The sequence below is a fragment of the Streptomyces sp. NPDC044921 genome, assembly GCF_056432865.1.
This window is the reverse complement of record NZ_JBWKIF010000010.1, coordinates 270,983-284,514: the sequence shown is the minus strand read 5'-3', so window position 1 is coordinate 284,514 and position 13,532 is coordinate 270,983. Positions and strand designations below refer to the sequence as shown.

Sequence of the window (13,532 nt, the reverse complement as noted above, 5' to 3'; positions counted from 1 at the left end):
CTGGGTTCGCACGTGCACTGGGACCGCAGGCTCGACGCCCGGCTGGCGGGTGCGCTGATGGGCATCCAGGCGATCAAGGGTGTCGAGGTCGGCGACGGCTTCGAGCTGGCCCGGGTGCCGGGGTCCAAGGCGCACGACGAGATCGTGGGGACCGATGAGGGCATCCGGCGTACCTCGGGCCGTTCGGGTGGCACCGAGGGCGGTCTGACCACGGGTGAGGTGCTGCGGGTGCGGGCGGCGATGAAGCCGATCGCCACCGTGCCGCGTGCTCTGCAGACGGTGGACGTCACCACCGGTGAGGCCGCGCAGGCCCACCATCAGCGTTCCGACGTCTCCGCGGTCCCGGCCGCGGGGATCGTGGCCGAGGCGATGGTGGCGCTGGTGCTGGCGGACGCGGTGGCGGAGAAGTTCGGTGGCGACAGTGTGGCGGAGACCCGCCGCAACGTCACTTCGTACCTCGACCACCTCGCCATCCGATGAGCGGGCCGCTGGTCGTGCTGGTCGGCCCGATGGGTGTGGGCAAGTCCACCGTCGGGCAGTTGCTGGCCGGGCGGCTCGGGGTGTCCTACCGGGACACCGACGACGACATCGTCGCCGCGCGGGGCCGGTCCATCGCCGAGATCTTCGTCGACGAGGGCGAGGCCGTCTTCCGGGCGGTCGAGAAGGACGCCGTGCGCAAGGCGCTCGCCGAGCACGACGGCGTGCTCGCCCTCGGCGGCGGCGCCATCCTCGATCCGGGGACCCGGGCGCTGCTGACCGGGCTGCCGGTGGTCTTCCTCGACGCGGACGCCGGCGAGGCGGTCCGGCGGATCGGCCATGACCCGGGCCGGCCGCTGCTGGCCGGTGATCCGCACCGGCGGTGGAGTGCGCTGGCCGTGGCACGCCGTCCGCTCTACGCCGGGGTCGCCCGGGCGGTCGTCGACACCAGCGGGTGCACCCCGGAGCGCGTCGCGGAGGCCGTGCTGGCGGCGCTGGCCCCACGAGCGGCGCGGGCCTGAAGCCCCCATGCGAGAACTCCCCGTCCGTGAGGCGGGGAGTTCTCGCATGTCCGTGCGGCCGGCCGTCACCGCCGTGCGGCGAGGAAGTCGTGCAGCAGCCGCTGCTCCTCGGGGGTGAGCGGGAGCCCGAAGGTGGTGCGCACGGTGTCCACGGCCTCCTGGGGGCTCAGCAGGCGTACCCGCTGCTCGCCGTCGCGGTACTCGGTGACGAACTCGTTGTTCTTCAGCCGGTGGCGTTCCTCGTCGTTGGCCCGCTGGACCACGAGCTGGCCGACGAACGGCGAGCCGGGACGGGTCGAGCTGACGTAGTGGGCGGCCTCGAAGTCGACGGCGTACTGGGGTTCGGTGCGGAAGGCGTAGATGTCGAACCAGCCTTCGGGCCGCAGGTACTGCAGGAGCCAGTGGCCGTCCTCGGTCGTCAGCCGCCACGACCAGCCGGCGACCGTGCTCTCCGCTCCCGGCCGGAGGGCGAGGGGCTCGATGAGCGACGCGTAGCCGTAGCCGGGGTCGGCCAGCCACACCGTGTCGTCCGCCCGCACCAGCAGGGCCGTGTGGGAGCGGAACCGGCGTTTGGCGCTGCCCTCGCGGATGCGGACCAGGAGCCGGGTGACCGGGAAGCCGAAGCGGTCCAGGGCGGCGGCGAACAGCAGGTTCGTCTCGTAGCAGTAGCCGCCCCGGCCCGCCTGGACGATCTTGCGCTGGACGGCGTCGATGTCGAGGGAGACCGTGCGCCCCAGGGCGATGTCGACGTTCTCGAAGCAGACGGAGTCCCGGTGGGCGCGGTGGAGCGCGCGGAGCACCGTGAGCGAGGCGTGGCGCGGTCCGTGGTAGCCGATGCGGGCGAGGTAGGCGTCGAGGTCGAGCCGTTTGCTGCCCCACTCGGGGGAGTCGTCGACCACGAGGGGCAGGTCTGATGAGGTGTCCATGAGCGTCCTTCCGCCGGCGCGAGAGGGAGGTGGGATCGCACGGCGTGCGGCGCGCGGCCCGTCCGGGTGCCGCGCGCCGCACGCCGTGCCGGGGGCGTGTCACCACTCCACGCGGACGTCGTACTCCTTCACCCACGCGTCGAACTCGACCAGGCGCTCCATCACGGCCCGCATGCCCCACAGGCCGCCGAGACCGGCGTAGGACTCGACGGGCTTGTCCAGCAGCTTGCGGATGCCCTCGGCCGGCACGAGGTCGAGCACGGGCGAATCGTCGAGCAGGGCCTCGACCTTGGCGCGCAGGGCGCGCACGTACTCCACGTCCTGGGTGGAGGGATAGGGGCTCTTCTTGCGTTCCAGCACCGACTCGGGCAGGACGTGGCTCGCGGCGGCGCGCAGCAGGCTCTTCTCGCGGCCGTCGAAGGTCTTCATGGCCCACGGCACGTTGAAGACGTACTCCACCAGCCGGTGGTCCGTGAACGGCACCCGCACCTCCAGGCTCGCGGCCATGCTGATGCGGTCCTTGCGGTCCAGCAGGAAGTTCTCCCAGCGGCTGATGTTGAGGTACGACAGCTCCCGCATCCGCGCTTCCTGCGCGGACTCGCCCTCCAGGCGCGGCACTTCGGCGAGGGCCTCGGCGTACCGCTTGGCGACGTACTCGTCGAGGCCGAGCCGGTCCCAGAGGCCGATCTCCTTCATGGTGTCCAGGCCGCCGAGCCGGCGCCAGGCGTCGTACCAGGGGAAGGTGTCGCCCTCCACGGCCTCCTTGTCGAAGAACCAGTTGTAGCCGCCGAAGAGTTCGTCCGCGGTCTCGCCGGACAGGGCGACGGTCACCTGCTCCTTGAGGGCCTTGCACAGGTGGTAGAGGGAGTGCTCCATGTCGCCGGTGGAGATGGGCAGGTCCTGCGCGCGCAGCACCCGCGCGCGCACGTCCTCGTCCAGGACGTGGTGGTTCTCCAGCTCGACGATGACGTGCTCGGCGCCGGAGTGCCGGGCGACGTCGACCGCGTACGGGGTGTCCGGGTCCATCCAGATGCCGTTGCCGCGGAAGTTCTCCTCGTTGTTCTTGAAGTCGACGGAGAAGGCCTTGATGCGTTCCTGCTTGCCCTGGTCGCGGAAGACCTTGGCGGCGAGCGCGGTGATGGCGCTGGAGTCGAGGCCGCCGGAGAGCAGGGTGCCGACCTTCACATCGGCGATGAGCTGGCGTTCGACGATGTCCTCGAGGAGTTCGCGGATCCGCGTGACGGTGGTGTCGAGGTCGTCGGTGTGCGGGCGGGCCTCCAGCTGCCAGTAGGTGCGGGTGGTGTGGCCGCCGCGGTGGAAGCGCACGACCGTGCCGGGCACGACCTCGTGCATGCCCTTGAAGACGGCGTGGCCGGGGGTGTTGATGATGGCGAAGATCTCCGCCAGGCCCTCACGGTCGACGACCGCCTCGGCGTCGGGGTGCGCCAGGATGGCCTTGGCCTCGGAGCCGAACAGGACGCCGTCGGGGGTCGGGTAGTAGAAGAGCGGCTTGACGCCCATGCGGTCGCGGACCAGCAGCAGTTCCTCGGTGCGCGGGTCCCACAGGGCGAGGGCGTACATGCCGTTGAGGCGTTCGGCGAAGTGCTCGCCCCACTCCAGGTAGGCGTGCAGGACGACCTCCGTGTCGCTGGAGGTGCGGAACGCGTGGCCGAGGCCGGCGAGTTCCTCCTTCAGCTCGCGGTAGTTGTACACCTCGCCGGTGTAGACGAGGACGGGGAGGCCGTCGCTCTCGCCGGTGACGTGCATGGGCTGGCGTCCGCCCTCCAGGTCGATGATGGAGAGGCGGCGGTGCCCGAGGATCGCGTGCGGCGCGATCCACACGCCGCGGTCGTCGGGTCCCCGGCACGCCAGCGTCTCCGTCATCGCCGACGCCGTACCGCCGTGCGCCGACAGATCGTGGTCGTAGGCGACCCAGCCTGCGAGTCCGCACATCGAAGTCCCAGTCCTTTCGTTGCTGTCGTGGTGTATGGCCGGGCAGGGGGTGTCAGGGCCGCGGCACCCAGCCGGCGCGGTCCCAGTACGCCAGGTGGGCCTGCGCCGACACCGTGCCGATGCGTGCCACCCGCTCGCCGCCGAGGACCATCACGCTGGGCCGGTCCGGGCCGAACACCGGCCAGGCGGGCGTGTGCGCGCTGCTCGGTGTCCCGCCTCGGGCGAAGGACGCGACCAGGTCGATCAGGGTGTCGGAGATCCGCCGCTCCAGTGGTCCGTCGCCGTAGGCGGGTGCGTTGACGGGCAGCGCGAAGGTGCCGAAGAGGAACTTCGCGACGGCCTCGTGCGGGGTGGTGCCGGCGTACGGCGGTCTGAGCGGGTGGGCGAACTCCATCAGGTACTGCGGCGCGGTGGTGGGGTCGCCCTCGCGGGCGTGCCGTTCGGCCAGCCGGACGATCTGGTAGCGGAACAGCCCGTCGCCCCACACCTGCGTCCACAGCGACACCGGGTCCCGGGGCAGGCCCTCCGCCTCGGACGCCCGGCGGTAGTGGGCGATGCAGTCCTCCACCTGCTCGTCGGTGACCTTGGCCGCGCCCTTCTCGAGCACCTCCCGGACGGCGGCGCGCAGCCCCGCCTCGTCGCGGGGGTGCGGCCCCTGGTAGGGGTATCCGGGTCCGGTGGTGAAGAAGGAGCCCTCGGTGCGGCAGTAGATCGGCATCATGGGCAGGCCCGGCGTCGGCAGCGCGTGGTCGTAGCCGCGCATCCACCGCCCGTCGACGACCGGCCCCCGGTATTCGCGGCCGCCGTGCACGAACCGCTCGGTGGGGCGGGCCGCGTACACCTCGTCCCAGGCGTCCCGCAGTTCGGCGGCCGGTACGGCGCGCAGTCCGGGCACGGTCGTGCCGAACGCGCGGGCGAGGTGCTCGTAGACCCGGCGGGACTCCTCGGGGGTGGTGGAACTGGCGGGCTCCCACACGTGCTTGACGCTGATCGGGACGATCCTGCGGATGGTGTCGCGCAGTTCGGGCAGCAGGGCCAGCTGCCAGGTGCTGGAGCCGCCCGCCGAGGTGCCGGCGACGGTGATGTTGTCCGGGTCGCCGCCGAACGCGGCCGCGTTGTCGCGGACCCAGCGCACGAGCGCGGCCTGGTCCTGCAGGCCCCAGTTGGCGCAGGAGCCCGTGTCCGGGTCGGTGAGTTCCTCGTGCAGTCCCCAGCCGAACGCGCCCAGACGGTAGTTGAAGGTGACGACGACCAGCCGGCCGTGGACGGCGGTGCGCGCCCCGTCGTAGTCGGGCTCGCTGCCCGCGCCGAGCATCCAGCCGCCGCCGTGGACGTAGACGAGGACCGGCAGGCGGCCGTCCACGTCCGGGGTCCACACGTTGGCGTACAGGCTGTCCTCGCCGCTGTCGGGCAGGTAGTCGCCCTGGAGGGAGGGGGTGGCGAACGCGGTGGCGTCCCGCACGCCCTGCCAGGGCTCGGGCGGCCGGGGCGAGCAGAACCGCAGCGCGCCGACCGGCGGAGCCGCGTAGGGCACGCCCCGGAAGACGGTGAGTCCGTCGGTCCGCTCCCCCGCCACTCGTCCCGCCGTCGTCCGGACGACCACTGTGCGACTGGGCATCTGGTGAACCCTCACTTCCCGCCTCGGCGTTGTCGGGGGCGGCGCGGCACGCACCATGGAGCACAGTGATCGTCGCTCCCGTGCCGGGCCGGCCGCCAACCGGCGGCCGCTACTCCGTCAAGTCAGGCCGCGTCCGCCGCGCGGGGCGGACGGCCGCCGTGGCCCGGTGCCGACAGCAACCGGTCGGGCGGGGCGGTCAGTTCCCGGCCGGTCAGGGCGCGCAGCGTGCGGTAGGCGGAGGCGTCCCCGGCGAGCACGCCGCCGCGCAGGATCCGTCCCTCCGGGTCGAGGACGAGCTTGGCGTACGTGCCGGCGCTGTCGTCGCGCAGGACGTACTGCAGGGCGCCCTCGGTCTCGGCGTGGGCGTCGCCGAAGCTGGCCACGTCGACGCCGAGGAGTTTGAGCTTGGTAGCGGTGTCGGGGTCGGCGAAGGGGGTCGTGGGGCGGCCGAGCAGCTGGTCGGCGACCAGTTCGGCCATCCGGTAGCCGGGTGCCACCAGCCCGTAGGTACGGCCCTCCACGGCCGCGCACTCGCCGACGGCCCACACGGCCGGGTCCGGGGTGCGGCACAGACCGTCGACGAGGAAGCCGCCGCGTCCGCCCGTCGCGAGCCCGGCGGGGCCGGCCAGGTCGTCGCGGGGGCGCACACCCGCGGAGAACACCACCAGCCGTGCGTCGAGCGCGGTGCCGTCGGTGAGCGTGACCCCGCCGACCCGCCCGTCGGCGGCGGCGCGGACCTCGCGGACGGCGGTGCCGCAGTGCACCCGCAGGCCGAGACCGGTGACGAGCCGGGTGAGCACGCGCGCTCCCCCGTCGTCGAGCTGCACCGGCATCAGACGCGGCGCGAGTTCCACGACGTGGGGCCGTACGCCGAGCAGGCGCAGCGCGTTGGCGGCCTCCAGGCCCAGCAGGCCGCCGCCGACCACGACACCGGTGCCGCCCTCGCGGGCCGCCGCACGCAGGGCGTCGAGGTCGTCGAAGGTGCGGTAGACGAAGCAGCCGGGCAGGTCGTGGCCCGGGACGGGCGGCACGAACGGCCGTGACCCGGTGGCCAGCACCAGGGCGTCGTAGCGGGTGACCGTGCCGTCGGCGGTGGTGACGGTACGCGTGCGGCGGTCGATGCCGGTCACCGGGGCGGCCGTGCGCAGCTCCACCAGGCGGTCGGTGAGGAAGTCGCGGCCGGCGAGGGTGAGGTCGGCGGCGCTCCTGCCCTCCAGGTAGGACGACAGGGCGACCCGGTTGTAGGCGGGGCGGGGCTCCTCGGCCAGGACGACGACGCGCCAGGTGCCGTGCCGGTCGTGGGCCCGCAGGTGCTCGACGAGGCGGTGGCCGGTCATGCCGTGCCCGACGACGACCAGGGTGCGCGGGGTGCGGGTCATGGGTCGCCGTTCCCTCCGGTCGCGGACGCGAGGACCAGGCGCACGTCGTCCGCGCAGCCTCCGCAGCCGGTGGTGGCCCGGGTCGCGGCGGCGATCGCGGCCAGGTCGCGGGCGCCGTCGTGCCAGGCGCGGAGCAGGGCGGCCTTGGTGACGTGGTTGCAGTGGCAGAGCACCGCCGCGTCCGGCAGTCCGACGCGGGCGGGTCGTGCGCCGGCCGCGGTGCCCAGCAGGAGGTGCAGCCGGTCGGACGGCACCGGCAGGTCACGCGTGTACAGCTGGGTGAGCGCGGCGGTGGCGCGCGGCAGTCCGACGAGGACGGCGCCCGCGACGCGTTCCCCGGCGAGGGCGAGAGCGGCGTAGCGGCCGCGGGCGGGGTCGGACAGCGTGACGTGCCGGTCGGCCTCCGGCGGTTCGGGAGGGCCGAGGCAGGCCAGGTCGAAGCCGGGCGCCTTCAGCCGCAGCACGGGACGGGCGGCGCGGTGGTGGGTGTCGTGGCCGGTGAGGATCCGGGCGAGGGTGTCGGCCTGGTCCCAGGCGGTCGTGACGAGACCGGGGACCTCGCCGCCGAACTCCGCGCAGTCCCCGATGGCGTGGATGTACGGGTCGCTGGTGCGCAGGTGCCGGTCGACGACCACCCCCGCGCGCACGGTCAGTCCGGCCCGCCGGGCGAGCGCGGTCTCGGGCGCGGCGCCGGTGCACAGTGCGAGCGCGTCGGCCGGCAGGACCTCGCCGTCGTCGAGGACCAGCTTGCCGGGCCGGTACTCCACGGCGGCGCGTGCCAGGCGCAGGCGGGCGCCGGCGGAGCGGAGGTGACCGGCGAGCAGGGCTCCGGCCGTGTCGTCGAGCCGGTCGTCCAGGGGGTGCGGTCCGGGGTGCACGAGGGTGACGTCGCGGCCGGCGCGCAGCAGCGCCAGGGCGGCCTCGGTGCCGAGGACGCCGCCGCCGAGCACCACCACGGGCCCGTCCGCGAGCCGTTCGGCGTCGTCGGGGGTGCGCAGGGTGGTGGCGCCCTCGGTGCACCGGCCGTCCGCGGTGAGCAGACCGGGCAGCCGCGGGACGCGGGGCCGGGCCCCGGTGGCCAGCACCAGCCGGTCGTAGCGGAGCGTCTCGCCCGTGCCGGTGCTGACCAGGCGGCGGGCGCGGTCGACGGCCGTGGCGGTGACGCCGGGTCTGACGCGCACGCCGTCGGGCGGGGTGGGCAGTTCCAGGTCCCGGGCGGTGAGCGTGCCGTCGAGGACGGAGGTCAGCAGGGGCCGGTGGTAGGCCGGCCGCGGCTCGGCGCCGAGGACGGTGACCGGGCCCGGGTGACCGAGCCGGGACAGCCGCTCGACGAGCCGGTGGGCCGCGGGGCCGTGGCCGACGACGAGGACGTGGTGCGAGTCGGGCATGGCGGGCCTCACGACGCGTCGGTGCCGGGTTCGATGCGCACGGCGCAGACCTTGAACTCGGGCATCCGGCTGCGGGGGTCGAGGGCGGTGCTGGTGATCAGGTTGGCCCGGCCGGTGCCGGGGTGGTGGAAGGGCAGGAACACCGTGTCGGTACGCATGCTGCCGACCAGCCGCACCCGGGCGACCGTGGTGCCGCGGGCCGAGGTGACGCGGGCCGTGCCGCCCTCGCGCAGCCCGGCGCGCTCGGCGGTGTCGGGGTGGATCTCGACGAACGGTTCGGGGGCGGCGGCGTTGAGTTCGGGCACGCGGCGGGTCTGCGCGCCGGACTGGTAGTGGGCGAGGACGCGGCCGGTGGTGGCGTACAGGGGGTGGTCGGCGTCGGGTGTCTCGGCCGGGTCGCGGTGGTCGACCTCGGCGAACCGGGCGCGCCCGTCGGGGGTGGCGAAGCCGTCGAGGAAGAGGCGGGGCGTCCCCGGATGCGGTGGTCCGCCGGGGCGTTCGGGGCAGGGCCAGTGCAGGGCCTCCCCCGCGTCCAGGCGCTCGTAGCTGATGCCGGAGTAGTCCGCCTTGCCGCCCCGCGAGGCGCGTCGCAGTTCCTCGAAGACCTGGCGCGGCGCGGTCGGGTAGCGGTGGGCCGGTTCGCCGAGCCGGACCGCGAGGCCGTGCAGGACCTCCAGGTCGGTGCGCACGCCCTTCGGCGGGGGCAGCAGCCGGCGCCGGCGCAGCACCCGGCCCTCCAGGTTGGTCAGGGTGCCCTCCTCCTCCGCCCACTGGGCGACGGGGAGGACCACGTCGGCCGTGCGCGCGGTCTCCGAGGGCACGAAGTCGGCCACCACCAGCAGGTCGAGGGCGGCCAGTCGCTCGGCGACGTGGGCGGAACGGGGCGCGGACACGAGCGGGTTGGAGCCGAAGACCAGCAGGGCGCGCGGGCCGCCCTCGGTGCCGAGCGCGTCGAGCAGCTCGTAGGCGCTGCGGCCGGGGCCGGGCAGGGCGTCCGGGGTGGTGTCCCACACGCGGGCGACGTGGGCCCGGGCCTCCGGGTCGGTGATCATGCGGTAGCCGGGCAGCTGGTCGGCCTTCTGCCCGTGCTCGCGGCCCCCCTGCCCGTTGCCCTGCCCCGTCAGGCAGCCGTAGCCGCTTCCGGCGACCCCGGGCAGCCCCAGGGCGAGGGCGAGGTTGATGAAGGCCGCGGCGGTGTCGGCGCCCTTGCTGTGCTGCTCGGCGCCCCGGCCGGTCAGCACGTAGGCCCGGCGCGCCTCGCCCAGCAGTTCGACGGCGGCGCGCTGTTCGGCGACGGGGACGCCGGTGACCTGTTCGACGCGCTCGGGCCACCAGGTGACGGCGCGCCGCCAGGCCGCGTCGAAGCCGGTGGTGCGTTCCTGGACGTACTCCTTGTCGCACCAGCCGTCGCTCACGGCGATGTGCAGCAGGCCCAGGGCCAGCGCGAGGTCGGTGCCGGGCACCGGTTGCAGGTGCAGGGCGGCCCGTTCGGCGGTCTTGGTGCGGCGGGGGTCGATGACGATCAGGTCCGCGTTGCGCAGGTGCCGCATCAGCGGGGGCATGGTCTCGGCGGGGTTGGCGCCGGCGAGCAGGATCGTGTCCGCCGCGTCGAGGTCGGCGACGGGGAACGGCAGCCCGCGGTCCAGACCGAAGGCGGCGTTCCCGGCCGCGGCGGCCGAGGACATGCAGAACCGGCCGTTGTAGTCGATCTGGCTGGTGCCGAGGGCGAGCCGGGCGAACTTGCCCAGCAGGTAGGCCTTCTCGTTGGTCAGGCCGCCCCCGCCGAACACCGCCAGGGCGTCCGGCCCGTGCTCGTCGCGGATCCGCCGCAGCCGCGCGGCGACCGTGTCCAGCGCGGTGTCCCAGTCGGCCGGGGCGAGTCGGCCGTCCGCGCCCCGCACCAGGGGGCGGCGCAGCCGGTCCGGGACGTCGAGCAGGGTGGGCGCGGTCCAGCCCTTCTGGCACAGGCTGCCGTCGTTGACGGGGAAGTCGGAGGGCTCCACCACGGTGCCCCGGGCGTCGTGGCCGAGGCGGGTGCCGCACTGCAGGGCGCAGTACGGGCAGTGCGTGGCCACGCTGCCGCGCGGCGCGGTGTCAGGCACGGCTGACCTCCGACGGCTCGGCGGCCCCGCGCCCGGCCCGCCGCGGGTCCCGCCCGCCGCCCGGCGGGGTGCCGTGCGGGGAGCGCAGGTAGACCCGGCGGGTGACGGTCACGCACACCGCGTAGAAGGCGAGGAAGAACCAGAAGGCGGGCTCGCCCGTGCCCTGGCTGCCGTAGGACACCCGGAAGGCCAGGTTGACGACGACGCCGCCGAGGGCGCCGACGGCACCGGCGATGCCGATGACCGCGCCGGTCAGGCGCCGGGCGCGGGCGAAGGCCTCGGTCGCGTCGTGGCCGGCGGTGACGGCGGCCTCCGCCTGCCCGGCGAAGACCACCGGGATCAGCTTGTAGGTGGACCCGTTGCCCAGGCCGCTGAGGACGAACAGCACCGTGAAGACGGCCACGAACAGCGCGAGGGAGTCGTGCGCCGAGGCCACCAGCAGCAGGAGGGTGCCGGCGCCCATGGCGAGGAAGTTCCAGCAGGTGACCCGCGCTCCGCCGAAGCGGTCGGCGAGCAGGCCGCCGAGCGGCCGGGACAGCGAGCCGAGCAGCGGCCCGAGGAAGGTGTAGCCGACGGCCTCCAGCGGTGTGGAGCCGAACTGGTTCTGCAGGACGAGCCCGAAGGCGAAGCCGTAGCCGATGAACGAGCCGAACGTGCCGAGGTACAGCAGCGAGATCCACCAGGTGTGCCGGTCGCCCACCGCCTCGCGCAGCACGCCGGACGTGGCCGGGCCGGTGTCGACGTTGTCCATGCCGAGCGCCGCGAGCAGGGCGGCCAGCGCGATCAGCGGCAGGTAGGCGGCGATCACGTAGGCGGGGTGGGTGTCGCCCGCGGTGGCGATGACCAGCAGTCCGACGAGCTGGATGACGGCGACGCCCAGGTTGCCGCCGCCGGCGTTGAGGCCGAGTGCCCAGCCCTGGTGCCGCCGGGGGAAGAAGAGGGCGATGTTGGTGGTCGAGGAGGCGAAGTTGCCGCCGCCGACGCCCGCGGTCGCGGCGATGAGCAGGAACACCCACAGGGGTGTGCCGGGCCGCTGGACGAAGTACAGCGCCAGCAGGGCCGGTACGAACAGCAGGGCCGAGCTGAAGACGGTCCAGTCGCGCCCGCCGAAGCGGGTCACCGCGTGGCTGTAGGGCAGACGCAGCAGCGCGCCCACCAGGGTGGGGGTGACCACCAGCAGGAACTTCTCGCTCGGCGCGAAGCCCAGACCGATGGCCGGGGACATGAACAGCACCAGGACCGACCACATGCTCCAGATCGAGAACCCGATGTGCTCGGAGAGGACGGACAGGACGAGGTTGCGTCGTGCGACGTGCTTGCCGGTGCGCTCCCAGAACTCCTCGTCCTCCGGATCCCAGTGCTCGATCCGGCGTCGGGAGGCGCGCAGTGCCGTCATCGGGGCAGCTCCTCGGCTGGGGACGGCGGCCCGGCGCGTGGCGTCGGGCCGCCGTACGGGGGGTGACGGGGGCGCGGGCCCACGGGGGGCGATGGGCCCGCGCCCCGGGAGGGGGCGGCGCGGGGAGCGGGCTTACGCTCCCGCCCGCTCCGCCTTCAGCAGCCGGGCCAGCTCCAGCCGCTTGATCTTGGTGGTGGCGGTCTGCGGCAGGTCGTCGAGCTTCCACTGCACGGGTTCCGCCATCGCGGGCAGGCCGGCCACCGCTCGCTTCCAGGCCGCCAGGTCGAGCGGCTTGTCGTCGCGGGTGCACACCACGGGCAGGGGCCTGCCGTCCTCGTCGGGGACGATGATGACCTCGACGAGCTCCGGTATCCGGGCGAAGAGGGTGTCCTCGATCTCCAGGGTGCTGTCGATGCCCTCGATCTCGTCGACCTCCCGGTCGAGCAGGTGCAGGCAGCCCCACTTGGTGCGGTAGCCCAGGTCGCCCATGCGCCACCACTCGCCGTCGGCCTGCTTCTCCCAGCGCTGGTGCTCGCCGAGGTAGGTGACGATCCGTCCGTCGGAACGCACCTCGATGTAGCCGGGGTTGGACTTGGTGGGCCGCCTGCCGTCGCGGCTGACCACACGGACACCGGTCATGCCGGGGAACGGGGAGCCCACGCAGCGGCCGTCGGCGTCCGCGCCGCGCTTCTTCGAGTAGGTGCGCCCGGCGATCGGACCGACCTCGCTCTGCCCGTACATCTGGACGAACTGCGGCGACTCGCGCCGTGACGCCGTGAGCATGAGGTGCACGGTGCGCGGGTGGATGGCGTCGAAGGTGCTGCTGAAGTACTTGACGTTCGCCAGCGGCCGGCGCGGGTCGTCGACCAGCACCTCCCAGCGCAGGAACGTGTTCGGGTGCGCCTCGATCAGGCCCGGTGGGGCCTGCCGGAACACCTCGGCCACGACCTCCGGGTCGTCGTCCCGGAGGATGATCATCGGGTGTCCCTGGAGGATCGTGATGGGCATGGCCGTGAACATCCGCGAGTGCACGAACGACACGTGGATGGCCACCGGCTCCTTGCGGCTCACCAGGGACGCCACCGTCCCCTGGGGGCGGTAGCGCGCCTGGAAGGTGCGCCCGGTGTGCACCGCCAGCTTCGGCGTTCCGGTCGTCCCGGAGGTGTGGGTGACCAGCGTCGGGTGGTCCGGGGGCATGGTCACCGGCTCGACCCGGGCCGAGCCGGCCAGCGAGGCGAGCTCGACGGCCTCCTCGTGGCTGCCGGAGGCGAGGAGCACCTGCCGGGTCAGGCCGAAGATGTCGGCGGGCAGGTGGTGGTCCAGCTTGTCCTGGTCGGTCACCAGGTAGGGGCGGTCCACGCGGCGCACCAGCTCGCACACGGTGGCGCCGTCGAGCTTCGGGGACAGCAGGACCGGGACGGCGCCGATCCTGGCCGTGGCGCAGGCCATGAGCGTGATGTCGAACCCGTTGGTCTTGTGGACGACCACGCGTTCCCCGGGCCGGACACCCGCCGCCCACAACCGCGAGGCCAGGTCGTCGACCAGGTCGGCGACCTCCGTCAGCGTCATGCGGCGCCCGCGCTCCGGAGCCACGTCGAGATCATGGTCGAGAATCACGGAATTCGCCGGGTACCGGGCCGCCGCCCGGTCGAACAGCGTGCCCAGCCGAATTCCCTTGTTTCCGATGCGCTGGAGAAACATCTGCCCACCCTCTCCTCCGCCGTGACTGTTCCTCAGCCGTGCGGCGGGCCGTTTGAATTCAGGCTCCCGTA

At 73.8% G+C, this 13,532-nt stretch carries 10 protein-coding genes; 2 read left to right on the top strand and 8 right to left on the bottom strand.

The genetic code is table 11. The features are described 5' to 3' along the window. The coding region (locus tag AC07DA_RS18525) for a chorismate synthase (protein WP_479129216.1) at positions 1–480 on the top strand (480 nt) is incomplete at its 5' end. After that, positions 477–998, top strand: a complete 522-nt coding sequence (locus AC07DA_RS18520; protein ID WP_479129215.1) for a shikimate kinase — start codon at positions 477–479, stop codon at positions 996–998. The genes AC07DA_RS18525 and AC07DA_RS18520, both read left to right, overlap by 4 nt. A gap of 65 nt (positions 999–1,063) precedes the next feature. Here the strand turns inward: AC07DA_RS18520 and AC07DA_RS18515 are convergent, their stop codons facing one another. The 8 genes from AC07DA_RS18515 to AC07DA_RS18480 all read right to left on the bottom strand — a co-directional run bounded on the left by AC07DA_RS18515 (position 1,064) and on the right by AC07DA_RS18480 (position 13,461). Continuing rightward, positions 1,064–1,924 (bottom strand): arylamine N-acetyltransferase family protein, encoded by an 861-nt coding sequence (locus tag AC07DA_RS18515; RefSeq protein WP_479129214.1) that lies wholly within the window; start codon positions 1,922–1,924, stop codon positions 1,064–1,066. A 99-nt stretch (positions 1,925–2,023) separates the two neighbouring features. Further along, positions 2,024–3,877, bottom strand: coding sequence for an asparagine synthase (glutamine-hydrolyzing) (gene asnB, locus AC07DA_RS18510; RefSeq protein ID WP_479129213.1), 1,854 nt, complete (start codon positions 3,875–3,877; stop codon positions 2,024–2,026). 52 nt (positions 3,878–3,929) lie between these two features. Further along, positions 3,930–5,495, bottom strand: coding sequence for a carboxylesterase/lipase family protein (locus tag AC07DA_RS18505; protein ID WP_479129212.1), 1,566 nt, complete (start codon positions 5,493–5,495; stop codon positions 3,930–3,932). Positions 5,496–5,617: 122 nt separating this feature from the next. After that, a complete protein-coding gene (locus AC07DA_RS18500; RefSeq protein ID WP_479129211.1) occupies positions 5,618–6,874 on the bottom strand; it encodes an FAD-dependent oxidoreductase in 1,257 nt (418 codons plus the stop codon). Then, complete coding sequence (locus AC07DA_RS18495; RefSeq protein WP_479129210.1) at positions 6,871–8,262, bottom strand: FAD-dependent oxidoreductase; 1,392 nt, start codon at positions 8,260–8,262, stop codon at positions 6,871–6,873. Before AC07DA_RS18495 ends, AC07DA_RS18500 begins: the two co-directional genes overlap by 4 nt. An 8-nt stretch (positions 8,263–8,270) precedes the next feature. Next, positions 8,271–10,364, bottom strand: coding sequence for a molybdopterin oxidoreductase family protein (locus AC07DA_RS18490; RefSeq protein ID WP_479129209.1), 2,094 nt, complete (start codon positions 10,362–10,364; stop codon positions 8,271–8,273). After that, the gene (locus tag AC07DA_RS18485; protein ID WP_479129208.1) at positions 10,357–11,760 is read right to left on the bottom strand and encodes a nitrate/nitrite transporter; all 1,404 of its coding nucleotides are present in this window, start codon (positions 11,758–11,760) and stop codon (positions 10,357–10,359) included. The genes AC07DA_RS18490 and AC07DA_RS18485 overlap by 8 nt, the downstream gene beginning before the upstream one ends. 132 nt (positions 11,761–11,892) lie before the next feature. Next, on the bottom strand, positions 11,893–13,461 hold the full coding sequence (locus AC07DA_RS18480) for a class I adenylate-forming enzyme family protein (RefSeq protein ID WP_479129207.1): 1,569 nt from the start codon (positions 13,459–13,461) through the stop codon (positions 11,893–11,895). Between the last annotated feature and the right edge of the window lie 71 nt (positions 13,462–13,532).